Origin of the sequence: Sphingobacterium corticis (genome assembly GCF_042684745.1) — a bacterium.
Taxonomy (GTDB): Bacteria; Bacteroidota; Bacteroidia; order Sphingobacteriales; family Sphingobacteriaceae; genus Sphingobacterium; species Sphingobacterium corticis.
Map to the genome: position 1 here is coordinate 244,799 of NZ_JBHUMA010000006.1, position 23,379 is coordinate 268,177.

Annotated in this window: 14 protein-coding genes; 10 read left to right on the forward strand and 4 right to left on the reverse strand. The window is 43.1% G+C overall.

The annotated features are described in order from the left end of the window. Positions 1-67 precede the first annotated feature (67 nt). Positions 68-3,145, reverse strand: a complete 3,078-nt coding sequence (locus ACFSQ3_RS07190) for a beta-L-arabinofuranosidase domain-containing protein (RefSeq protein ID WP_380868857.1) — start codon at positions 3,143-3,145, stop codon at positions 68-70. Between the two features lie 234 nt (positions 3,146-3,379). On the opposite strand from ACFSQ3_RS07190, the gene ACFSQ3_RS07195 reads away from it, so the two are divergent. Further along, positions 3,380-4,453: a redoxin domain-containing protein gene (locus ACFSQ3_RS07195; RefSeq protein WP_380868858.1), complete on the forward strand. Its 1,074-nt coding sequence runs from the start codon at positions 3,380-3,382 to the stop codon at positions 4,451-4,453. 134 nt (positions 4,454-4,587) lie between these two features. Here ACFSQ3_RS07195 and ACFSQ3_RS07200 read toward each other — a convergent pair whose 3' ends face one another. The 3 genes from ACFSQ3_RS07200 to ACFSQ3_RS07210 are packed head-to-tail and all read right to left on the reverse strand — an operon-like array spanning position 4,588 to position 10,927. Further along, on the reverse strand, positions 4,588-6,768 hold the full coding sequence (locus ACFSQ3_RS07200; RefSeq protein WP_380868859.1) for a S9 family peptidase: 2,181 nt from the start codon (positions 6,766-6,768) through the stop codon (positions 4,588-4,590). After that, positions 6,761-8,152 carry an aminopeptidase P family protein gene (locus tag ACFSQ3_RS07205; protein WP_380868860.1) on the reverse strand — a complete coding sequence of 464 codons (1,392 nt, stop codon included), beginning with the start codon at positions 8,150-8,152 and terminating at the stop codon, positions 6,761-6,763. Before ACFSQ3_RS07205 ends, ACFSQ3_RS07200 begins: the two co-directional genes overlap by 8 nt. Positions 8,153-8,182: 30 nt before the next feature. Beyond that, positions 8,183-10,927, reverse strand: a complete 2,745-nt coding sequence (locus tag ACFSQ3_RS07210) for a DUF5695 domain-containing protein (protein WP_380868861.1) — start codon at positions 10,925-10,927, stop codon at positions 8,183-8,185. Positions 10,928-11,126: 199 nt separating this feature from the next. On the opposite strand from ACFSQ3_RS07210, the gene ACFSQ3_RS07215 reads away from it, so the two are divergent. The 9 genes from ACFSQ3_RS07215 to ACFSQ3_RS07255 all read left to right on the forward strand — a co-directional run bounded on the left by ACFSQ3_RS07215 (position 11,127) and on the right by ACFSQ3_RS07255 (position 22,869). Further along, positions 11,127-11,990, forward strand: a complete 864-nt coding sequence (locus ACFSQ3_RS07215; RefSeq protein WP_380868862.1) for a helix-turn-helix domain-containing protein — start codon at positions 11,127-11,129, stop codon at positions 11,988-11,990. Between the two features lie 119 nt (positions 11,991-12,109). Continuing rightward, positions 12,110-13,024 (forward strand): dihydrodipicolinate synthase family protein, encoded by a 915-nt coding sequence (locus ACFSQ3_RS07220; protein ID WP_380868863.1) that lies wholly within the window; start codon positions 12,110-12,112, stop codon positions 13,022-13,024. 9 nt (positions 13,025-13,033) lie between these two features. Continuing rightward, complete coding sequence (locus ACFSQ3_RS07225) at positions 13,034-14,518, forward strand: aldehyde dehydrogenase (NADP(+)) (RefSeq protein ID WP_380868864.1); 1,485 nt, start codon at positions 13,034-13,036, stop codon at positions 14,516-14,518. A gap of 27 nt (positions 14,519-14,545) precedes the next feature. Next, positions 14,546-15,544, forward strand: a complete 999-nt coding sequence (locus ACFSQ3_RS07230; protein ID WP_380868865.1) for a 4-hydroxyproline epimerase — start codon at positions 14,546-14,548, stop codon at positions 15,542-15,544. A gap of 25 nt (positions 15,545-15,569) precedes the next feature. Further along, positions 15,570-16,844, forward strand: coding sequence for an NAD(P)/FAD-dependent oxidoreductase (locus tag ACFSQ3_RS07235; protein WP_380868866.1), 1,275 nt, complete (start codon positions 15,570-15,572; stop codon positions 16,842-16,844). Between the two features lie 60 nt (positions 16,845-16,904). Beyond that, positions 16,905-18,617 carry a DUF885 family protein gene (locus ACFSQ3_RS07240; protein ID WP_380868867.1) on the forward strand — a complete coding sequence of 571 codons (1,713 nt, stop codon included), beginning with the start codon at positions 16,905-16,907 and terminating at the stop codon, positions 18,615-18,617. Between the two features lie 31 nt (positions 18,618-18,648). Continuing rightward, positions 18,649-20,064, forward strand: coding sequence for an APC family permease (locus tag ACFSQ3_RS07245; protein ID WP_380868868.1), 1,416 nt, complete (start codon positions 18,649-18,651; stop codon positions 20,062-20,064). Continuing rightward, positions 20,061-22,292 carry a S9 family peptidase gene (locus tag ACFSQ3_RS07250; protein WP_380868869.1) on the forward strand — a complete coding sequence of 744 codons (2,232 nt, stop codon included), beginning with the start codon at positions 20,061-20,063 and terminating at the stop codon, positions 22,290-22,292. The genes ACFSQ3_RS07245 and ACFSQ3_RS07250 overlap by 4 nt, the downstream gene beginning before the upstream one ends. Before the next feature lie 175 nt (positions 22,293-22,467). After that, positions 22,468-22,869 carry a hypothetical protein gene (locus tag ACFSQ3_RS07255; RefSeq protein WP_380868870.1) on the forward strand — a complete coding sequence of 134 codons (402 nt, stop codon included), beginning with the start codon at positions 22,468-22,470 and terminating at the stop codon, positions 22,867-22,869. The last annotated feature ends 510 nt before the right edge of the window (positions 22,870-23,379 follow it).

Genomic DNA, 23,379 nt, shown 5'->3' on the forward strand with positions numbered 1-23,379 from the left:
TGGATCACCTTTTTTTATTTAATAGTTTTATGCGAGCTTGATCCTTATGATCAAGCTCGCATTCAATTTATTTTAACGTGACATCTAAATACACGGAGTGACGGCCGTAGCTTTCGTAGAAAGGTTTGAACTCCACACCATCAATGTTAAACTGCAACGCTTGTGGATCGCCCGTAATCGTGTTGCCAAGTTCTTTTGCATGCAATGTGATAGGGCGCCAATCTTTGCGTGCTTCCGGTTCTTGCGCTGCCAAGAGAACAGGACCGTAGAATAAGCTGGCAATATTTTGTTGATCCATAACCGGCTCTAAGCGGAATTGGAAAGGCAACTGCCATTCAATCACGTCGCCGTCTTTCCAGTTCTGCGATAACTTCACGTATGATCCAGCTTCCGCTTTAATATTTTGGGTACGACCGTTGATTTTCACTTGAGCGCCTTTTGTTGCCCAAGAAGGTACACGTAAGTGAATCGCAAACTTACCTTTTCCACGAACGGTAAGCTTCGTATGATCTTTCTTTGGAAAATCCGTTTCCTGTTCGATACGAATGTTGCGTTCGTTCCAATTTAAAGTCGAAGGAATAAATAAGTTAACGTATAAGTCGTTGTTATCGATGCTTTTGAAATAGATGGCATGCTGTAACTTGGTACTGCTTTCGATTGCCGTACCGTTGCAACAGGTAAAACCATTTAGATGCGGATTGCCAAACTGTTTCACCGAAGCCGGACGTAACGGTACATGGTAAGTATTCGCTGGACTATCTTCTGCCACCGATGCTAAAATGTGATTGTACAAACCACGTTCGTAGTAATCCATCAGTTCCGGACGTTGCTCGTACATAAACAAACTGCTGGTTAGTTTCAGCATATTGTACGTCGCACAAGTTTCATTTTGTCCACCGGACGAAAAGCCGTTTTGGTAAATGGTTGCTGGTTCAGCGATGAAACATTCCGCATTGACAGGATTTCGCGCACCAGCAACGCCACCAATGCTATACATGTAATCATTTACCGCTTTAAACCAAAAATTATCCGCAATCTTGAAGTAATCCAACTCATCGGAAACGCCGTACATTTCAATACTGCCGACGATTTGCGGAATGTGTTGATTTGCATGCAAACCTCTAAATGTATCAATGTTTTTAGCCAGTCCGTGTGTACGTTCTGCATTACCGAAAAACATATCGACATTGTCGAATAATTGCGCCGCTTTCCAGTATTTTGCTTCCTCAGTGATCTGATAAAGATGCGCCAAGGTTTCGTTCATTCCGCCGAATTCGCCAGCGATATAGGTATTCCACATTGCGCGCAGTGTGTCAGCAGGAACAGCGCTCAAGCGCGATTCCACCCAGTCGGCCATGCCCGTTGCCACGTCCAACGCTTTTTTATTTCCGGTTTGCGTGTAGATGTCAATCAGCCCTGCTAAGATCTTATGTAGCGTATAGTATGGCGCCCAAACCTGATTTTTTTGTCCTCCATATTTTGCACCTTGTTCTAGCATAATGAATTGATCAGGCGGATAGGCGCTGATATAACCTTCGCCCCAGTTCCAATAATCCGTTCGAATACCTTCCACGCTCAAATCCGAATCAAAACCTTCTTTGCCGGATCCCGGAGGAACCAGTTTAGCATCCGCTACAGCGGAATTTCCATCCTTGTTGGCTTTGCCCGACATGTTTGAAAGTTCATACAACGTTTCGATCATGTAAGAAATCTTTTGCTTGAAGTTTTCTTGCAATTTTGGGTCATATCCCGTTCCGGCATAAGCTTGCGCAATGGCAGTTAGATAATGTCCTGTAGCATGGCCGCGTAGCTTGGTGTCTTGACTATCCCAAACGCCCAAAGGCTTCGCTCCATCCGGTTGTTTTACGCCAAATGCATTTCTAAACATGTATAAGAAATCATCCGGATTGGTGTTCGCTAAACCCTGAATGAATTTATCTCGATTGGAGATAAATGGATTCTTCTCATTGGATGCATTGTTATTTAATGCAACATGATCCAACGGAAATGCTTCCAATACTTTTTTTGGTGCTTTCGATCCCTTTTTTTCTTTGATGGTTACGTGCGCTTTCGGTTGTAAATTCGTGCCTGGAATACGACCAATAACTGTGTATTTTCCAATTGCTTGAACGGCGGTATTATCGGTCGGCGCGGGCCAAATCACGCGCACTTTTGGTCCTTCCAAACCCTCTGCATAACTTCCTTGTACGTGAGTGGGCAAACGCGGCGATTCTCCAACCAAAGTTTCTACTTCTATATCTTCTACGGTTTGTAAATAAGCATTATACAGCTGCGCTTGCGTCATCGGGAAGGATGGCATTTCTTCGCCATCGTGTGGACGTTGATTTACGCGGTTTCCGCTCGATTGCCCACCATTTTTTGCGTTTTCATAAATGGTTTGCACTTGGTTTCCAGTCAACGCAACGCGGTAAATGCGGAAATCATGTAATAATGCTTGGAGTGTATTTCCTTGATTTATATTGTTTTGCCCAACAGTAAGTTGACGTTTTGACGCGTTATTACTTTGCGATAATCCAGAAAAATCAATCGAAACATTTGATTTCTCGGCCATCTTTTTACCGTTCAGATAGATAGAAATTGATTTCGACGGTATATCGATCACGCTAACGATATGTGCCCATTGGTCAGCAGGAAGCGATGTTAAAGATACTGTATGCTTGGTTTTCTGGTTACGAAAAGCAAATTCATAAATATGCTGATTAGCTTCTTGTTTAATTTGTCCGCCAACCTCATGTTCTTTGTCGAATGAAAAATCAAAAAGATAGGAATTCTTCGCATCCTTGGAAAGGAATATCCAACTGGAAATACTCAGCGATTCTAAATCGTTGAGTGCTTCGTTCGGGAGCTGCAAATAGTTCTTTTGAGAACCATTTAAAGCCAGTACTTTGCCCGGTTTATCATCTTTAAATGTAGGCGTATTTTCACCTAAGTATTTCGCATGTAAGTTGTTTCGTGACCAATCTTTGAGGTCGCCGCGAAATAGATAACGCGCTATCATTCCGGTTTCACCGATTCCATCCAGAATCTGATCGCCGCTTTGCGCTATCGCTGTTCCAAACTGGGAAAGCAACGCTATTATTGTACATCCGAGAAAATAGGGGAGTCGTTTTAATACTTTCATCATTCACCATTTTATTTTTCGTAAATTAGATAGTATCGTGATGGGATGTTTGCTTTATTTTGTCGATTCACTGTCGGATATTAACCTTTCGGTTTTAAATGAATAAGACAATAGGGAGCCAAAGCCAAGAGGATTAAATCTCATGGGTAAGAATTAAAGAAAGTTTTTGTTGAATAATTTGTATTTTGACGTCGCACTTTGAAATGCACTAACAAATTATAAACTAACAAATGCGTTATGAAAAACATCGTATTGATGATTTTGCTTATGAGCTTATCAAGCGGAATCATGGCTCAACAAACTGTGGTAAATGGAGATATTGCTGGACATGGAGATGGACAATTAATTATCAATTCGTCGCATAATGGTGAATCTAAGATAGATACTGTAAATATAAAAAATGGCAAATTTACGTGGAAAGGCTATCTTAAGGAGCCACAAAACCTTCTAATTAAATTTCCTTCAAAAAATTTTCAATTTTATGCCGATAATAACGAACATATTTCCATTGTGGGAACTGCAGATTCTATATCAAGATTGCGTGTTTATGGATCAAAAGTTCAGGATGAGGCGGACCTACACAAAAAATCTTTACAAGATCTGACCGACAAGGAGATGGCGATTTACAAACTATGGGGCGAGGCGTCCGAAGAGGAACGTAGCGGATTAGAAAAGAGAATTTATGCACTACGTCGCGAACGGCGCGAGCGAGGAGTCGAATATATCTCGAAAAATCCGGATAGTTATTTTAGCTTGAATTTGGTGAACAACGATGCAATAACGGGATCTTACGAAGATATAGCTCCCACGTTTAAACTACTTTCTTCACGTATGCAACGGACAGTGCAAGGCATTCGGCTTGCTGAACGACTCGAATTGTTAAAGCGAAGTCGATTGGGGGAGGAAATGTTTGATTTTACCCAAAATGATCAAGACGGAAATGCCGTGAATTTTAACGATTTCAGGGGCAAATATGTGTTAGTGGACTTTTGGGCAAGTTGGTGCGGACCTTGTCGAGCAGAAAACCCAAACGTGCTTGCTGAATATAACAAGTACAAAGAGAAGAACTTTACCGTATTAGGAATTTCTTTAGATGAAGATGCATTGAAATGGAAGGAAGCTATTAAGCAAGATCAGTTGCCATGGCTTCAAGTGTCCGATTTAAAAGGGTTTGATAATGAGGTGTCTGCGTATTATGGAATCGGAGCGATTCCAAGTACGCTGTTGGTTGATCCAGATGGAAAGATCATTGCTAAGGATCTACGTGGAGAAATGCTATCTTCCAAACTAAAAGAATTGTTTGAGGATTGAAACTTGAAGTTGGGTTTGAAAAAAGGAATCTAAGATATAATTCGGAAAGCTAGCGCTTTTAAGTTCTTCCAAAAAAATAATTGCCTACAAAAATGAGATCATTTTGTAGGCAATTTAGTGTCAAAACGTCGATATTATTGCTTTGCGCCCGGAGGACAATGCGTTTTCAAGAAATTAGTAAATGTTCTTGCTAGATGTTCCGAAGTGCCTTCGCCTTCGTTGATCGAATGACTGCGGTTCGGGTAAGACATCATTTGAAACGGAATATTGTGTTTTATCAATTCGTTGATGTACACCTCTGCGTTCTGGTAATGCACGTTATCGTCGCCTGTTCCATGAACGAGAAGCAAATGACCGCGTACATCTTTCGCGTAGGTAATCGCCGATCCTTTGATGAAATCTTCCTCATTTTCTTGTGGCAATCCCATATAGCGTTCCTGATAAATGTTATCATACAACAATTGATTGGTTACCGGAGCAATGGATATCCCGGTTTTGTAAATCTCCGGATATTGTCCTAGCAAATGAAGCGTTGTCGCGCCGCCACCGCTCCATCCCCAAACTGCCACGCGTGCCGTATCTACAAAATCCCATTTTAGCACTTCTTTTGCGCCCATCGCTTGATCGCGGATGTTTAAGATGCCGATGTTTTTGTAGATCGCTTTGCGCCATTCGCGTCCTTTTGGCGCTGGCGCTCCACGGTTTTCTAAGGAAATATAAATATATCCGTCTTCCGCCATATCACCTTCGTAAACGCGATTTCTTCCAGCGTAGATATTATCGGTAACCGTTTGTGAAGCAGGTTCGCCGTACACATAAAAAACGACTGGATATTTTTTGTTTGGATCGAAGTTCTTTGGTTTAACCATCCAACCGTCCATCTCGATTCCATCTACCGTGCTTACTTGGAAAAACTCAGCAGATGCTGCACCGTTCGGTAAATTAGAGGTACGTTTGGCAGGTTTGATTTGTTTGTGCGTAGGCAAGCTAACTAGCGCATCCAAACTATAATGTTTGGTGCTCGTGCTGGTGTGAAATGCCAGAACGCCATTTGGCGAAATGCGGTACATATTTGTTCCGGCACTTGCGTTAGGTGTTACACGTTTTGCCTTACCACCACGTAATGGAATTTGATACAAGTATTTTTGCGTCGCATTTTCCGGCGAAGCCGAAAAGTAAATGGTCTGTTGCTTTTGGTCAATGTGGTCGATTTGTATAACATCGAAAGCGTCCTGGGTAATCAGTTTTTCTTTACCATTTAGATCGATGCTATAAATCTGACGAAAGCCACCTTTTTCGGAAACCCAAATAAACGCTTTTCCGTTATCCAACCAATCCCAACCGCTGGGATCACCCGAATTCCAACGCGATTTAATGTCGATCCAAGCTGGATCGGTTTCCTGGTGGATCGTCTTCGATTGTCCGGATACCGCGTCAGCTGTGATAATTGCACTAGCATTTTGCTTTCTGTTCAAACGTTGTAAAATCACGCCGGATCCGTCGGTCAACCATTCCATACGCGGAATGTAATGCTGCGCCGGATCGCCGTCAACGTTCACTTGAACTTGTTTTTTGTTTTGCACATCATAAATCCAAATACTGCTAGCAGAAGGATTTAAGCCGACTTTTGGATATTCCACCGGAATGGTAAAGGCATATAAGCTATCCGTGTTGTTGATCATCAAGAAATGACGGGTATCTTTCGCATCCAGTTTCCAGTAAGCAATGCGTTTGCCGTCCGGCGACCAGCGAAAACCATCCTGCGTACCAAATTCTTCTTCGTACGCCCAATCGAATGTTCCGTTAATCATTTTATCACTGCCGTCCTGCGTTATTTTTACGTAGGTATTGCTCTTCAAATCTTCTACGTAAATGTTGTTTTTGGAAACGTAAGCAACTTGATCGCCATTAGGAGAGAATTTCGCAAACATCAAGGATGCTTTTGGCAAGCCTTTTCCTAATTGTTGCAGTTGATTCGTGGATTGATTGAAAATCCAATATTCGCCACGCGTATTATCGCGCCAAACGCGCTCCGTATTCGCGAATAACAATAAATCTTTTCCGTTCGGAGAAACCACAAAAGACTGTACGTTCAAAGGCGCTTTACCTCCGCTCGGAATCAATTGCTCGGATTTGATGTAGGTGCTAGATTTGGATTCGTCCAACAAATGAACCAGCTTTATCCCTTCGGGAGAAAACTCATAATATGCATTTCCGTCCGACGACCACTGTTCTTGTGCTTTGGCGGATTGAAACGACAGCAATGCTGCCAAGCCAGCTACGAATAGCCGGGCTATACGAAAAGGTTTATACATATTGTGCGCGGTAATTTTCAACGTCGTCAATAGATTTTATCAGGTCCGGACCCAAAAGTTGGTGTCCGTTCGGTGTGATCAAGAAATTATCTTCTAATCGAATACCTCCGAAATCACGGAATTTTTCCAACTCATCATAATTGATGAAGTCAAGATATTGTTTGTTGGCTTTGCAATGATCGATCAATTCCGGAATAATGTAAACACCCGGTTCTACGGTTAGCACAAATCCCGGTTCTAAAGCTTTGCCTAAACGCAAGGATTTCAATCCAAATGTTAAGGTATCTTTCGGCTCCTCATCGGTGTATCCAACATATTGTTCGCCTAAATCTTCCATGTCGTGCACGTCCAGTCCCATCAGGTGTCCGAGTCCGCATTGGAAGAACATGGTATGCGCGTGTGCGCGAACAGCCTCTTCAGTATCGCCTTTCATCAAACCAATTCCTTTCAAACCTTCCACAAGAACTTTTGCAGCATGCAGGTGAACCGATTTAAAGGAAGTTCCAGGACGTAATTCTGCTCGAGCTGCCGTCAACGCATCTAAAACGATTTGATAAACGGCACGCTGTCTGCTATCGAACGCCGCCGAAACCGGAAAAGTGCGCGTAAGATCGCCAGCGTAGCCCATCGCTGTTTCTGCGCCCGCATCGATCAATACCATATCACCCGATTTTAGGGCGTTACTACGCACCTGATTATGCAATATCTGTCCGTGAATCGTGATGATCGGCGGATAGGCTAAGGGGCAATCTTTATTTGCTGCGAATGCTTGTACAGCACTTACCACCTCACTTTCTTTCATGCCTTGCTTTGCCAAGCGCATAGCTAACAAGTGCATTTCGGTAGATACAGCAACTGCACGTTCGATTTCAACGATCTCCTGATCCTCTTTAATGGAACGCTGAGCCGCTACCGCCCGAATGAATGGAGCGGAAGCCGTTAATGCATTGTAATTCACTTGAAGCAGTTCGCTTAACTGCAATTTATTAGCGGATTGATAAGCCGGAAGGTAATGCACGGTGCGATCGCTGGTAACAGCCTGTTTGATATAATTCGCCAATTCGCCCATTGGACGAACTTCTCGCACACCTACGCGTTCCGCTTTCTTGCTGATCGATTCTTGCGGACCAGTCCAAACCAAATCGTCAATGGTAGCTTCGTTACCGAAAATGATTTCTCGATTTTCGTCTACATCAATTAGTGCAACTAAAGAAGGAACCGATAATCCGAAGTAATACAAAAAGGTGCTATCCTGGCGGAACGGATAGGTATTGTGTTCGAAATTGATGGGATTTTCGATGTTTCCCATAAAAAGTAATATACCGCTGGGAACGTTTTCTCGCAGGGTATTGCGTCTATTTTGATAGGTTGTTGTTGAGAACATATAAGTACAAATGTATCGATTTGCGTTTAATTAACGGCCTGATTGCTGTCTTAACTTCACTTGTTTTGTGCCGTTTGGAATGACGTAGATGCCATTTTCGCCTCGCTCGATTCCTTCAATCGAATATCTTTCTGTTCCGTTGTTTTCCTCCAATAAAAGATGCGCCGAAACGTTTTGCTTATTATCTGATTGCTCGGTAAAGGTTAATATGATTTCTTTATTTTTTGGATTATAGTTTAATTGCTGAATCTCGCCGGATGTGGTTTGAATAAGCAATTGCTCCGGTGCGAGGTAAACGCGACTGCGAGATGCGGTAGTAATTTCAACTTGAACACCATTTTTGTTCTCCGATAAATTTCCGCTGAAAGCTAACCATCCAAATTCCGGATGCTGTACGATGTAAGTTCCCGCGTGGGAAGCATATCCGTAAAATCCGGAACCATAATCACCTGTGATTCCATCGTTGGCCAACGTGGAAGGATAGGAGTGGAAAGCGCCCGGCGCAAAACCTTCTTCGGTCACGTTGGCAAGTGCGCCGATGATGCCAGCGTGGCCAATGCGAAGTAAATGATAATCTTCCGGGTTTTTGCGATAAGCCGACAAAACCGGAATGGCATTTAATGCCGATCCGTAATGATGCAGTTGACGTTCTACACGCGACAATTTTCCGCCATAGATAAAATCCCAGTATCTACGCGCGCTACCATTGTATCCCCAATGCGGAATGGCTGGCATGTATGCCAAAATAGCGTTGAGCGTTACCGTAGCTTTGTCGTCGAATCCGAAATAATCCGACCACATATAAACTTCTTCCTGTCCGGTCGAATCCCACGGCATTTCACTGCCAAAAGGATAGTTTAGTGTGCGCCAATGTTGCGCACGCTTTTGCATCAAATCCTCCAGTTTGCTAGCTTCTGCGGTCTTTCCTTCCCGTTGCAAATCGTTAAGGATTATCAAGAAAATACTTCCTTCCATCTGTCCGAATTGTGCATAATGCGGCGCTTGTTCAACCATAGCAACCGATGTTTCGTAGGCACGATCCAAATATGTATCCCAGCTTTCCTCAGCAACCAAATGCGGTTGGTATCGCGCTAAGCGGTAAAACACCCAATGCGCAGCAGCCACGTGCGGATAATTATACGATCTTCCGACATTGTCGGCTTCTTTTTTCGGCCAAGCCGACCATGTCGTATAATTGATGCTATCGCTGTATGTGCCTGCTGGCAAGGAATCTGGTTCGTAGTAGAATAAGCTTTTTACCACACCATATTTGTTCTTTCCGGAACGGTGCTGAATGTTGCCATACAGCGTTTCGTTCATAAAGCGCTTGAGCTTTGCAAGTTCCTCCGCATTTGGTTGTACCACTTGTTTCATCATAGCCGCCAGCCAACTTCCGGCACCTGCTTCATCACTCAAGCCTGCATACCACGCGCGCTGTTCCTCCGTCACTTGCCGTTTTTCTTCGTTGTCGTAGGTTATGACAGAAGGCGATCGCTTAAACGGATCTTTATCATCCTCAAACCATTGCTTGGTCGTTAGAAAATTCCCTAAATCGTTTACCACATCTTTTTCAGATTTGATAACCTTATAATGTACGGATTGCTGTTTGCCGTCGGCGTAGGTAATCGTCAATCGAGCGCGTCCCCATTGATTTCCTTTTATTTCGTAACCTTTCCATTTGCCATGATCGGTTTTCTTTTTGGAAACAGATAGCGCATGTGCAGGATACACGGTAATATCTTTGATTGGCGATTGATGTTGGATAAACAATTTTGCGGTGTTGTTGATCGGTAGCACATAACCGGATGCGCCAATCGCCAGCGGACGATCGTTCTTTACCAATGTATTTTCAATTTCCCGAATACTTGGCGCGAATGCAAATCGAAGTGCGACAGTTTTCTTTTCACTGGGTTTCAATAGCGTTGAAGTTGGTTTATTCCACTGGTCGACACCTTTCCAATCGGTTTCCGCATGTGCTTTGCTATGGATCATCCATTCATGGAAACCCTCAAACGTAATGCTTCGCGGCGTTGGATCGTCGTTCAGTGGATTGTACGCTTCGAAGGAAGCATTTTCTTCCGGCAATACCAATAAACTGTTTCCGCGTCCATGCAGATGATTGACTTGCACATATCCGGCATCCAAACCAATGTACGGATCGAAAAACACATTATGAGCATGTGCTTCATCCAAATTTTTGCCGTCCAGATTATTGTTAAATGGCAATGGAATGCCTAAGGAACCGATCTCGTAAGTTTGATCGGTTTTATTTTCTATGGTAAACTGTAATACCAAATCATCGCCTTTTTGTTTCCATGATCGCTCCACATGCAAAGGGATTCCCTGCAAACTGGCCGATAAATCGGCAGATGCCAAAACATCTTTCCCAGTTGGCAACGCTTTTACATCTTTTCGATCGGATGCCGTAGAATAATCTTTCCACGCCGTTTCCGAATCCTTTCGTATACGAAGATTGATATCTCCTAAATGATAGAAGTGATTTCGATCTCTTTTGGACAAAAAGTTTTTCGGCGTGTAATCAAATACATTGTCTCCATTTTGCGGTTGTAGCGAAGCGATGGTTTGCGAAGCATTTAAAATAGAAAATTTCAGCTGCGGTAATGCAAATTGTTTTTCGCCCAAATCCAAGTGGAGCGTTTGAGGTTGTTGCCTTACCTTTTTCCACACCGGATGTTCGTTTTCCTGCGCCTGAACGCTTATCGAAAAAAGAGGCAATAGCAAAATGGTGGTTGCGGAATATAGTTTTGTTAGCATAAGAAGGGGATGATTGGTCGTTTGTGTTGACAAATTTAATACACGTCGGGCTTTAGCATAAACCGGATTTTACCGGATTCCATGCAGAAATTAATCACTTTATTCAGCCTAATTTTTTTTGTTAAATTTTAGTTGATTTCTTGTGAAGGAATCGTTTTTAAGTTTATCTTAGTGTTAACAACTAACACAAACTTCTGCTATGAAACCTATTCAATACAGCGTTCCTGTACCAAAAGACAGAACCGTGTTTATCCAAGAAGATGTTTTGGACAAATTTTATCCATACATGCATCGGCACGAGGAATATCAATTGATATGGATTGTAGAAGGCGGCGGACAGCTGCTTGTCGATGATAATTTGCACGACTTTCAGGAAGGCGATATCTTCTTATTGGGATCCAACCAAGCACATGTCTTCAAGAACACGCCGTTAAGTGAACGTGTCCGCTCTATCTCTATATTTTTTAGTGATAAAGGTGCTTTAGCCAATATGTTGCATTTGCCCGAATTGAGCGTTCTGTTAGATTTTATCAGCAAAAACAAACGCGGATTTCAGGTGCCTAGGCAGCAACTTTCGCGCGTACGTCGTCGCTTCGATATCTTAAAACGCTCTGATCACATGGATCAGTTGATCAACTTTTGTTACCTGCTACGCGCACTGAATGCAGTTTCTTCTGAATTGAAGCCATTGTCAGGAATCTCCATCAGTGAGACGGAAGAAGTAGGATCTATTCGTATCCACGCGTTGTGTCGTTATATCGAACAAAATTTTCGAGAAAATATCAGTCTAGATGCCATGTCCGACAAGGCGAATTTGACACCGCAAGCATTTTGTCGATTTTTCAAACGAAGTACCGGAAAAACTTTTGTTTCTTATTTAAACGAGGTTCGTGTTAGGGAAGCGTGCCGTCTCTTGGGGTCGTCCAGGTATGAATCCATTTCCGGTGTAGCGTATGACTGCGGTTTTAACAGCATCACTAATTTTAATCGCGTATTTCGCAGTGTTACAGGCTTGTCACCTAAAGAATATGTTCTTAGTTATCAAAATCTATTATATCAATAAATTTCTGATGGTTAATATTTAATAAGGAATGATTAAAAGGTGGTTAGTTGTCCTTTAGATTAGTCGGTAGCTTTGATACTAGTAAACAATAGATGGATTAAACTAAGAACAAACTGACTATGGCCGATTTAAATTGGAAGGGAATTTATCCCGCAGTATTAACACCTTTTACCGAGAACGGAGAAATCGATTACGACATGTTCGCGAAAAACACGAATGCACAAATAGAAGCAGGAGTGCATGGAATTATCGTGGCAGGTACCTTAGGCGATTCGGCTACCTTAGAGACCGAAGAAAAATTTGACTTATTAAAGTACGCAAAACAAATCGTTGGTGGACAAATTCCAGTTATTCTTAATATCGCCGAAAACACCACGAAAAACGCTGTTTCCGTTGCTCAGAAAGCGAAAGAATTAGGTGCCGATGGATTGATGTTATTGCCACCGATGCGTTATAAAGCAGATGATCGCGAAGTATTAGAATACTTCAAAGCTGTTGCAAAATCTACCGATTTACCTATCCTCATTTACAATAACCCAGTAGATTACAGTACCAACGTAACCTTGGATATGTTTGCCGAACTAGCAGATTATCCTTCCGTACAAGCTGTAAAAGAATCAACACGTGATTTGGCAAATATTACGCGTATGAAAAATCGTTTTGGCGATCGTTTCAGCATTCTTGGTGGTGTGGATACCATTTGTTTAGAATCTCTTTTATTGGGTGCAGATGGTTTGGTAGCCGGATTGGTTGATGCTTTCCCGAATGAAACGATGGCGATGTACAACTGTGCAAAGAATGGAGAGATTCAAAAAGCAGTAGAAATTTACCGTTGGTTTATGCCTTTGTTGGAATTAGATATTCATCCAAAACTTATCCAATACATCAAATTAGCTGCAACAGCAGAAGGTATCGCAACACCGCACGTTCGTGCACCACGACTTCCACTAATTGGCGAAGAAGCGGAAATAGTACAAAAGATTATTGCAGATAGCATTGCTACGCGTCCTGTTTTGGATGCGGTGCAAGCATAAAAAAGAACAATGAATCAAACAAAGGAAATATTGGATGCGTACGTGCAGAAATCCGCGGAAGCATTTCAGTTTTTAAAAACAACAACGGTAACGGAGCGTGCAGCTTTTATGCACGCCGTTGCTGATAATATTGAAGCGCTTGACGACAACTTGTTTGAAGTTGCTCATCGAGAATCTGCCTTGCCGATGGCTCGTCTTCAGGGCGAGAAAGGCAGAACAGTTGGGCAATGGCGCAGTTACGGCGATGCGGTCGCTAAAGGTACTTATATCGATGCACGCATCGATCGCGCAAATCCAGAAAGCGGTAAAAACGATATTCGTAAATACAGCGTGGGCTTAGGTCCTGTTGTGGTTTTCGGTGCAAGTAATTTTCCGTTCGCATTTTCTACCGCCGGTGGCGATACAGCTAGTGCGATTGGTGCTGGTTGTCCAGTTCTGGTTAAAGGCCATCCCGGTCACCCGGAAACATCACAAATCATGGCGGATGCCATCAGCAAAACCGTAAAGGAATTTGGTTGGCCGGAAGGCGTTTTCGGACATGTGGCTGGAGATTACGTAGAAGGAACAGATACATTGATCGGTGCTTACTTGACCGCACATCCTACCATCCAAGCAGTCGGATTTACGGGATCACAGCAGGGGGGAAAAGCTTTGGTAGCTGTCGCGGCGAAGCGCGAAGTGCCAATTCCCGTTTTCGCCGAAATGGGAAGCATCAATCCGGTTTTTGCTCTTCCTGAATTGTTGGAAAGCAAGGCGGAGGAATTTGCGAAGCAATATGTTGCATCGTTGACACTAGGAACAGGTCAATTCTGTACAAATCCCGGTATTTTGGTAGCGCAGACTGGAAGTGCTTTCGAGCGTTTGAAAGCGGCTTTAAGCGAAGCGATCCAAGAAGCAAAACCAACAGCGATGTTGCATCCGGGCATTGCCAAAAATTATGTTGATAAGAAGCAACCTTTCCACAGTCAGGAACAGGTAACCATATTGGCAGAATCAGCCACTAAAGCAGAGCAAACACAAGGGCAACCCACCATTGCGTGGACAAATGCGGAAGCTTTTTTAAGTAATACACAATTATCTGCGGAAGTTTTCGGTCCGTTTGGCTTGTTGGTAGAAGCACAATCCACGGAGCAATTCGTAGAAATTGCGAATGCCTTGGAAGGTCAACTTACTGCAACAATCGCTGGAACAGAAAATGATTTGGCTACAAACCGATCTTTGGCGAGCGTTTTACAAGATAAGGTTGGTCGTTTGTTATTCAACGGAATGCCAACTGGCGTTGAGGTCGTATATGCGATGCAACACGGCGGACCATTTCCAGCAACCAGCGATCCGCGATTTACTTCGGTTGGGCCAGATGCTGTAAAACGTTTTGTTCGTCCGATTTCGTTTCAAAATTGGCCGGAGCAATTTCTGCCGGCCGAATTACAATCGAGCAATCCACTAAAGCTGACGCGCACCGTCGATGGTCAGCCAACATCCGATATTTTATAACAAATATGTCTATCTGCGCGACGCAAAATGAAAAAGACTTTTTTTTGTATTGATTCCCATACCTGCGGATGTCCGGTACGATTGGTTACCGGTGGCGTACCGTTTTTGAACGGTAGCAGTATGATGGAACGACGGCTACATTTTATGGCCGAGTACGACTGGATTCGCAAAGGACTGATGTTCGAACCGCGTGGCCACGACATGATGAGCGGAAGTATGCTTTATCCGCCGACTGATCCTGCTAATGACGTGGGCGTGCTGTACATTGAGACGAGCGGTTGCTTACCAATGTGTGGGCACGGCACAATCGGCACGGTAACGATTGCTATTGAGGAAGGATTAATTCAACCTAAAACACCAGGGAAATTGCGTTTGGAAACCCCGGCAGGATTAATTCATATCGATTACGTTCAGGAAGGTCCGAAAGTGATAACCGTGAAGTTGACCAACATAAAATCTTTCTTATATGCAGAAGGATTGACTGTTGACTGTCCAGATTTAGGTGAAATTGTAGCGGATGTTGCCTACGGTGGTAACTTTTATGCCATTATCGATCCGCAGAAGAATTTTCGGGATATCAGTGATTTCAGCGCAGCACAATTGATTCACTATGGAAAGATTATCCGCCAATTGTTGAGCGACAAATACAGCTTCGTGCATCCAGAAAATCCGTTAATTGCAGGGTTGACGCACATTCAATGGACAGGAAAACCGACTAAGTCGAATTCTACGGGAAGAAATGCTGTTTTAGTCGGGGAGAATGCTTTGGATCGTTCGCCTTGCGGAACAGGAACATCTGCCCGGTTAGCACAATGGCATGCTAAAGGTAAATTGAAATCGGGCGATGTATTCGTTCACGAAAGTTATATCGGTTCGCAATTTATCGGTCGTATTGAAGAAGAAACATCGATTATCGATCGAGCAGCGATCATTCCATCCATAGAAGGTTGGGCGCGGATTACCGGCTATAGCCAAATTATCATCGACGACGAGGATCCTTATTTCGAAGGATTTCAAGTAACATAACAAACTACCAAATACCACCACAAGCGTGTCAACAACTACAATAAACACAAACAATAAAGGCACGGCGCTAGTCGTCGGAGCCGGAATAGCTGGCCTCTGTACTGCTTATTATTTGCAGAAAGATGGCTGGCAAGTCAGCGTGCTGGATAAAGAAGACGGGCGAAATAATTGTTCAATCGGCAATGCCGGAATGATTGTTCCAAGTCATTTTACGCCGTTGGCTGCGCCTGGAATCGTTGCGCAAGGAATCCGTTGGATGCTAGATAGTAAAAGTCCATTTTACGTTCGTCCGTCGCTTAATCCAGATTTAATTAATTGGGGATTAAAATTCTTAAAACATGCTAATGAAAAGCATGTCAATAAAAATGCGGAAGCAATCCGCGATCTAAATTTATATAGCAGTCAGCTTTACGACGAGTTGAAAGGAGAGGTCGATTTCGATTTTGAATTGCGACAAAACGGTATCATGATGCTGTATAAATCGAAGGCTGCGGAGCACGAAGAACGCGAATTGGCCGAACGTGCGCAATCTTTAGGATTAGACGTTGTCGCTTACGATAGAGCAGGGATTCAAACTTTGGAACCCAATTTACGTTTAGATGCGGAAGGTGGGATTTTATACAAATGCGATGGTATCCTATCGCCATCTAAATTGATGTTCGGGTTGACGGATTACCTAAAATCGGTCGGTGTACGTTTTGAATTTCAAACCGCAGTAGAAGGTTTCCATGTTTCGGGAAACAAAGTTTCTGCGGTTAAAACAAACAAAGGAACATTTAAAGCGGATGAGATTGTGGTTACCGGTGGTGCATCCTTGCCGAAAATTGTAAAAGGTTTAGGATTAAAAACACCGTTAATGCCTGGTAAAGGATATTCTTTCATGGTGGACCCCGAAGGAGAAGCGGCTATGGAACATGCTGCGTTATTGGTGGAAGCGCGTGTAGCCGTGACGCCGATGAATGGCCAAATCCGTTTTAGCGGAACGATGGAACTTGGTCCTGCCAACGATCGGATTTACCCGAATCGTGTAAAGGGAATTGTAGAATCTATTCCAAAGTATTTTCCTGATCTCAATGTTTCATATCCTGAGCAAATTTGGTATGGCTACCGTCCTTGTTCGCCGGATGGTCTACCTTATTTGGGGCGTTGTGCGAGCTATCAGAATGTATCTTTAGCTGGCGGAGCAGGCATGATGGGATTGAGTTTAGGTCCTGCTTTCGGGAAAACAATCGCTGATTTATTGGCAGGATCAACACCAAAAACAAACATCGAAGGATTCAGAACGGATCGTTTTCAATAAACCCTAAAAAACTTGGCTATGAGTTCATTTCGTCAAAATATAATGGTAGGATTTTGCTTAATGGCAACTTCATTTGTTCAAGGACAAAACAGCGATATGTATTCACATACTACAGCATTAGAACCGTATGTTGTCCGTTATGGACATGATGTGCAGGCGGTGAATTATTTCTATGGTCCTATGCCGAAGGGAAGAAGCTATCAGCGATTTGCGGCTTCTCCGCAACAAATTGATCGATTGATAGCTCTGGATCAAACTTATTTAAAGGAATTGAATGAACTTGATTATCAACATTTGCCAACTGGCGGACAAGTTGATTATCAATTGCTAAAAAGAAAAATAGCGCGCAATACGGAAGATTTGAAGAAGGATCAACAAACGTATGCGCGTTTGGAAGGCTACTTGCCGTTTGCTTCGGTTATTTACAATTTCGAGCAAACGCGCCGCCGCGGGCATGCTTTAGATGCGAAGAAGCTTGCCACGGATTTACAACATGTATCAAGGCAGTTGCACGAGAAGTCCAAAGAAATTAAAACCGGAAAAGCAATTCCTTCCGCGGATGTAACGTTCTTAACCAATGCGCTAGAAAGTCTGAAACAAAGATTGACTAGCGCATTTGAATTTTATAATGAGTACGATCCAGAATTTACTTGGTGGGTTCCTACGTCGTTTGCGGATGTAAATGAACGTTTAGATGAGTATAAGGAAGCCTTACAATCCAAATCGGATTGGCAGGTTTTCGATGACGGAAGCAATATCGGTGGACAGCCAATCGGAAAGGCAATGTTGAATCAGAAATTGCAAGATGAATCCATTGCGTATACAGCCGACGAATTGTTGAAAATTGCTGATAAGGAATGGGCTTGGTGCGTGAAAGAATTATTAAAAGCGTCCCGAGAAATGGGATTTGGCGATGATTGGCGCGCAGCGCAAGAAAAAGTCAAAAACACATACGTTCCTGTCGGAAAACAACCCGAATTGATTAATCAGTTGTACGATAAAGCACAAGCGTTCATCCAACAAAACAACCTGATGGATATTCCGCCTTTGGCAGATGAAACATGGGGAATGATCATGATGACGCCGGAAAGACAACTCGTCAATCCGTTCTTTACTGGAGGAAGAGAAATCAGCATTTCATATCCGACGAACAATATGTCGTACGATCAGAAAGTGATGAGCATGCGTGGTAACAATCCACATTTCTCACTCGGTACGGTACAGCACGAATTGGTTCCCGGTCATCACTTGCAATACTTCATGAACCGACGCTATAAACCCTATCGGGAGCAGCATTTTAACACGCCGTTTTGGACCGAGGGCTGGACGCTATATTGGGAATTGCTTTTGTACAGAATGGGCTTCGCTCAAACGCCGGAAGAGCGCATCGGAATGCTGTTTTGGAGAATGCATCGCTGTGCACGCATAACATTTAGCATCAAGTTCCATTTAGGGGAATGGACACCGCAACAATGTATTGATTATTTGGTGAACGAAGTTGGACACGAACCGGCGAATGCACATGGCGAGGTAAAAAGATCTTTTGAAGGTTCGTACGACCCGTTATATCAATTAGCTTATATGATTGGTGGATTGCAACTATTGAGCATCAGCGATGAATTAGTTGGTAGTGGCAAAATGTCGTATGCGGAATTTCACGATCGCGTAATCAAGGAAAATTACCTTCCAATGGAAATGTTGCGCGCAATCCTAACCGATCAAAAGCTACCCATGAACTACAAGCCCACGTGGAAATTTTATGATTTCAAATAACTAACTGATCGCCTTTACAACTAACCTAAATATGAGTGAAAACGCTTCGGAATTTAAAAAATCATTAGGATTGCTCGATGCGACCATGCTGGTTGCTGGAAGCATGATTGGATCGGGAATATTTATCGTTTCCTCCGATATTGCCAGAAATACAGGGTCGGTCGGATGGTTGATGGTAGTTTGGCTGATCGCAGGATTTATGACCTTGACAGCCGCGCTCAGCTACGGCGAACTCAGCGCAATGTTTCCGCGCGCTGGCGGTCAGTATGTATATCTGAAAGAAGCCTATAATCCTTTAGTGAGTTTCACTTTCGGATGGACATTTTTTGCTGTAATTCATACAGCGACCATAGCTGCGGTAGGTGTGGCCTTCTCGAAATTTACGGCATATCTCTTTCCTATTTTGGATGAGGATGTGATCTTTTGGTCGATCGGAAGCTATGAAGTTTCGTATGCGCAGTTGCTCGCTATCGCGGTGATTTTCTTGCTTACTTTCATCAATACGAAAGGTGTGCAGAATGGAAAATCCGTACAAACTGTTATTACGATTCTAAAGCTGTTAAGCTTAATCTTATTAGTTGGATTTGGTTTTTGGGCATTCGATTCGGCGGTATGGCAACAGAATTGGGCGAGTGCCGAAACTTGGCATTTGCAAAGTATTTCCAAAGATTGGAGCAGGAGTGATTACACCTTTATTAGTGGGCTAGGCGCATTGTCGGCTGCCTTGGTCGGTGCGTTATTTAGTAGCGATTCTTGGCATACATCTTCCGCCGTTGCTGGAGAAATTAAGAATCCAAAACGAAATATCGGCTTAAGTTTGGCACTCGGAACGATCATCGTGACCGTCGTGTATTTATTGACGAATTTAATGTACACCGGTGTTTTGTCGTTGGATCAAATGGCCTCCGCACCGAAAGACCGTGTAGCAATGGTTGCAGCGCAGGAAATTTTCGGTCCCGTCGGAATTACCATTTTGGCGGTCATGATTATGCTCAGCACTTTCGGCTGCAACAATGGATTGATTTTAGCTGGAGCGCGCATCTATTACTCCATGGCGCAGGATGGTTTATTCTTTAAGAAAACCGGAAAATTAAACAAAAACGCTGTTCCGGCTTACGCCTTGTGGTTGCAAGGAATTGTAGCCGCCTTATGGTGTTTAACAGGAAGATATGGCGATCTGCTAGATATGATTACGTGTGTCGTCGTGATCTTTTACATGCTATGCATCATCGGTGTATTCATCCTTCGAAAAAAACGTCCTGATTTACCACGACCATACAAAGCATTTGGCTATCCATTCTTACCTGCCATTTACATCGTAATGGGTTTGCTGTTCATCGGTTTGCTAGTTGTTTATAAACCACAGTTTACCTTACCTGGGATTGGTATTACCTTGGCGGGAATTCCTTTGTATTATTTAATAAAGAAGAACAATAAAATAGCATGAGATTAGCATTGGTGGCGGTTTTATCTGCCTTTTATATATCATCTGGTTTTGCACAAGGATTGTCCTCGGACTACGATCGGGCGAAGCAAGTGCGCGAAAATGCACGAAAAGTGTATAATATTCCGCAACAGATTACATGGTCTAAGGATGGAAGCGCGTTTGCCTATCGCGTACGCACATCGCAAGATGAGGAAACGTACGCGTTGGTGAATGCCAACAAAAAAGCTAAAACCTATGTGGATATTAAAAAGTTGGCCGGGCAGCTTTCTCAGCAAACTGGAACCCCGACAGGAATAGAAGATATTTCCGCTCGCGGATTTGAAGTCATTGATGCGCAGAACTTTCAGTTTGCGGCGCAAAAACATCGATGGAATTGGAATAACAAATCCCAACAACTTAGCAAACTTGACCAGCAAGAAGAAGAGTCAAACAACGGCTATTGGGGTAGAAGATGGGATGATGCAAAAGGGGAACCCATTACATCTCCAAACGATATATACGTTGCGTACATTAAGAACAGCAATGTTTATGTGAAACGAAAAGCGGAAACCGCTAAAGATGCTGAAAAACAGCTGACGTTCGATGGTAGTCCGGGGGAATTTTATTCTGCACGTTTGTATTGGTCGGGCGACGGCAAGAAGATTGCCGTTTCTCGCGTCCGCAAAGCAGAAGTTAGACAGCTTACTTTGTTGGAATCTTCGCCCGCTGATCAGTTGCAACCCAAATTGCAAACCAGGGATTATGTGAAACCAGGCGACGCGATACCGCAATATTACCCGACTATTTTGGATGTGGAAACTGGTGATGTTAAGTCGGTAGATCCTACAATGGTGAGCAATCAATTTTCGGTATCGCCATTGGTTTGGAACAAGCAAAATACGGCGGTTACATTTGAATACAATCAGCGCGGACATCAGCGCTATGATGTTATGGAATTATCCGCGGTAAACGGCCAAACAAGATCAATTATTTCGGAAACCAGTCCAACCTTCATTGACTATAGTGGCAAAAAGTTTCGGAAAGATTTAGAATCTGCTCGTGAGATCGTTTGGGCTTCCGAACGCGATGGATGGAATCATTTGTATCTATTCGATGCGCAAAGCGGAAAAGTGAAAAATCAAATTACGAAAGGGGATTGGGTAGTTCGCGGCGTGACACATGTCGATGAATCTGCTCGACAAGTTTATTTCCAAGCTTCGGGAATGAAGAAAGGCGAAGATCCCTATTTAGTACGTTATTATTCCATTGGATTGGATGGCAAGGGATTGAAAGAATTGACTCCGGAAGAATCCAACCATCAAGCCTTTTTTAATGCCAACCACAATCTTTTCGTCGATCAATATTCCCGTGTGGATCAAGCGCCAGTCACTGTTTTGCGTGATGCTAAAGATGGTAGTGTGGTTATGAAGTTGGAAGAAGGCGATATTTCGCAGTTGGAGGCTACAGGTTGGCATGCTCCGGAAATTTTCGAATCAGTAGGTCGCGATGGGGAAACAAGTATTTGGGGCGTGATTATTCGTCCTTCCAACTTCGATCCATCGATGAAATATCCGGTCATTGAATACATATATGCAGGTCCACATAGTTCCTTCGTTCCAAAATCTTTTTATGCAAATCCGTCGGGCATGCACGAGCTTGCAGAGCTCGGATTTATTGTCGTGCAAATTGATGGAATGGGTACGTCGAATCGTTCGAAAGCATTCCACGATGTTGCTTGGAAAAATCTGAAAGATGCTGGATTTCCGGATCGAATTGCTTGGATGAAAGCTGCCGCACAAAAATATAACTACATGGATTTAGATCGCGTTGGTATATATGGGACATCGGCTGGCGGACAATCATCAACGGCAGGTTTGTTGTTTCATCCGGAATTTTATAAAGTCGGCGTTTCTTCTTGCGGATGCCATGATAATCGCATGGATAAAATTTGGTGGAACGAGCAATGGATGGGTTGGCCGGTAGGACCGGAGTACATTGCCTGCTCGAATGTGGAAAATGCACATCGTTTAGAAGGTAAACTACTTTTAATAGTCGGAGAATTGGACGACAATGTCGATCCATCGTCGACTTATCAACTCGTCGATCAATTAATTAAACACGGAAAAGATCATGATTTTATCATGGTTCCGGGGATGGGCCATTCTTCCGGTGGCGATTTCGGAGAACGCAAGCGCCGGGATTTCTTCGTCAAGCATTTATTGCATACTAATCCGCCAGCTTGGAATTAGTGATAAAATATTTGAAAAAATCCGCTTTTCGATATAGAAAAGCGGATTTTTTTATGATTTGATGTAGCACGTTTTGTTTCGTAGCGTTTTCAATATGTTAACCTTGCACAACCACATTATCAACATCAAAAATATGATTCGATCAGTCATTTTTTTAACCTTAATATCTACCTTGATGTCGTGTCAAAAGGATGCGCAATCAGAATATGCAATGGAACCCACCGAAGCACATCTTTTTGGTAGATGGAAATTAGTGAAGACGACCACGAGCGACGGAGCAAAGATTTTGGAAGTAAATACCGAAAGTGAAAATTATATTATCAGTTTTGATACGACTGGTAAAGTGAAATCCAGCGACTTTCCATGCGAAGGTACTTACGATGTATACTTTGACAAAGTAGAAGACGTCGGCAACCATAACTTAGTAGTCCAATTTTCAAACTGCCAGCCATCATACAACCGATGGTATTCGATAAGTGGAAGCGCTAACGCGATTCTGATCGACGATAATACGCTGGTGATAAATTCCTATTGGTGTGATGAGGGCTGTGCGCGTACCTATCGAAGGTTGCGGTAGCTGATAAAGTCAAATTCGTCGAATCCTATTTGTCGAATCTGAAGCCTTTCCAATATTTTGTTGATATCGATTGTCGCAACAAATACGCTTTCCTCGAAATGTATTTATAATACCTTAATGCGATTATTATTTATGATATTCCGAATCATTTACTGAATTCAATCGCGTCGTTTCTCCATTTTTTTCTGCCTGTTACGGCAGTCTGTACAAAAGCCGTGTTCGGGGTACTGCGCGATGCCAGTGAAGAACGTCAGCCAGACATTTAATAGCATTTCATGTATGAAGAATTTTTCTGCGTTTTCCCCTTTCTTGGTTATATCCTGCGCTTCGATCGCAATGTGCTGATATGTAATGGTTTTACCACCTCCGATATTCTTTACCTCAACTCCGGAAGCTTCCAGACTTCTTGCTTCATAAGCCGGTTTTAGCCATTCTTGTAGGGTGATTGTACGAAAAGATGGCTTAAGTAATAAGATATTTCACATACCAAGTAGTTGCAAAATAAACCGC

Bases quoted from the DNA above. Each gene is read 5' to 3' on its own strand.
- ACFSQ3_RS07190 (WP_380868857.1), bottom strand. From the start codon at position 3,145: ATGATGAAAGTATTAAAACGACTCCCCTATTTTCTCGGATGTACAATA.
- ACFSQ3_RS07195 (WP_380868858.1), top strand. From the start codon at position 3,380: ATGAAAAACATCGTATTGATGATTTTGCTTATGAGCTTATCAAGCGGA.
- ACFSQ3_RS07200 (WP_380868859.1), bottom strand. From the start codon at position 6,768: ATGTATAAACCTTTTCGTATAGCCCGGCTATTCGTAGCTGGCTTGGCA.
- ACFSQ3_RS07205 (WP_380868860.1), bottom strand. From the start codon at position 8,152: ATGTTCTCAACAACAACCTATCAAAATAGACGCAATACCCTGCGAGAA.
- ACFSQ3_RS07210 (WP_380868861.1), bottom strand. From the start codon at position 10,927: ATGCTAACAAAACTATATTCCGCAACCACCATTTTGCTATTGCCTCTT.
- ACFSQ3_RS07215 (WP_380868862.1), top strand. From the start codon at position 11,127: ATGAAACCTATTCAATACAGCGTTCCTGTACCAAAAGACAGAACCGTG.
- ACFSQ3_RS07220 (WP_380868863.1), top strand. From the start codon at position 12,110: ATGGCCGATTTAAATTGGAAGGGAATTTATCCCGCAGTATTAACACCT.
- ACFSQ3_RS07225 (WP_380868864.1), top strand. From the start codon at position 13,034: ATGAATCAAACAAAGGAAATATTGGATGCGTACGTGCAGAAATCCGCG.
- ACFSQ3_RS07230 (WP_380868865.1), top strand. From the start codon at position 14,546: ATGAAAAAGACTTTTTTTTGTATTGATTCCCATACCTGCGGATGTCCG.
- ACFSQ3_RS07240 (WP_380868867.1), top strand. From the start codon at position 16,905: ATGGCAACTTCATTTGTTCAAGGACAAAACAGCGATATGTATTCACAT.
- ACFSQ3_RS07245 (WP_380868868.1), top strand. From the start codon at position 18,649: ATGAGTGAAAACGCTTCGGAATTTAAAAAATCATTAGGATTGCTCGAT.
- ACFSQ3_RS07250 (WP_380868869.1), top strand. From the start codon at position 20,061: ATGAGATTAGCATTGGTGGCGGTTTTATCTGCCTTTTATATATCATCT.
- ACFSQ3_RS07255 (WP_380868870.1), top strand. From the start codon at position 22,468: ATGTCGTGTCAAAAGGATGCGCAATCAGAATATGCAATGGAACCCACC.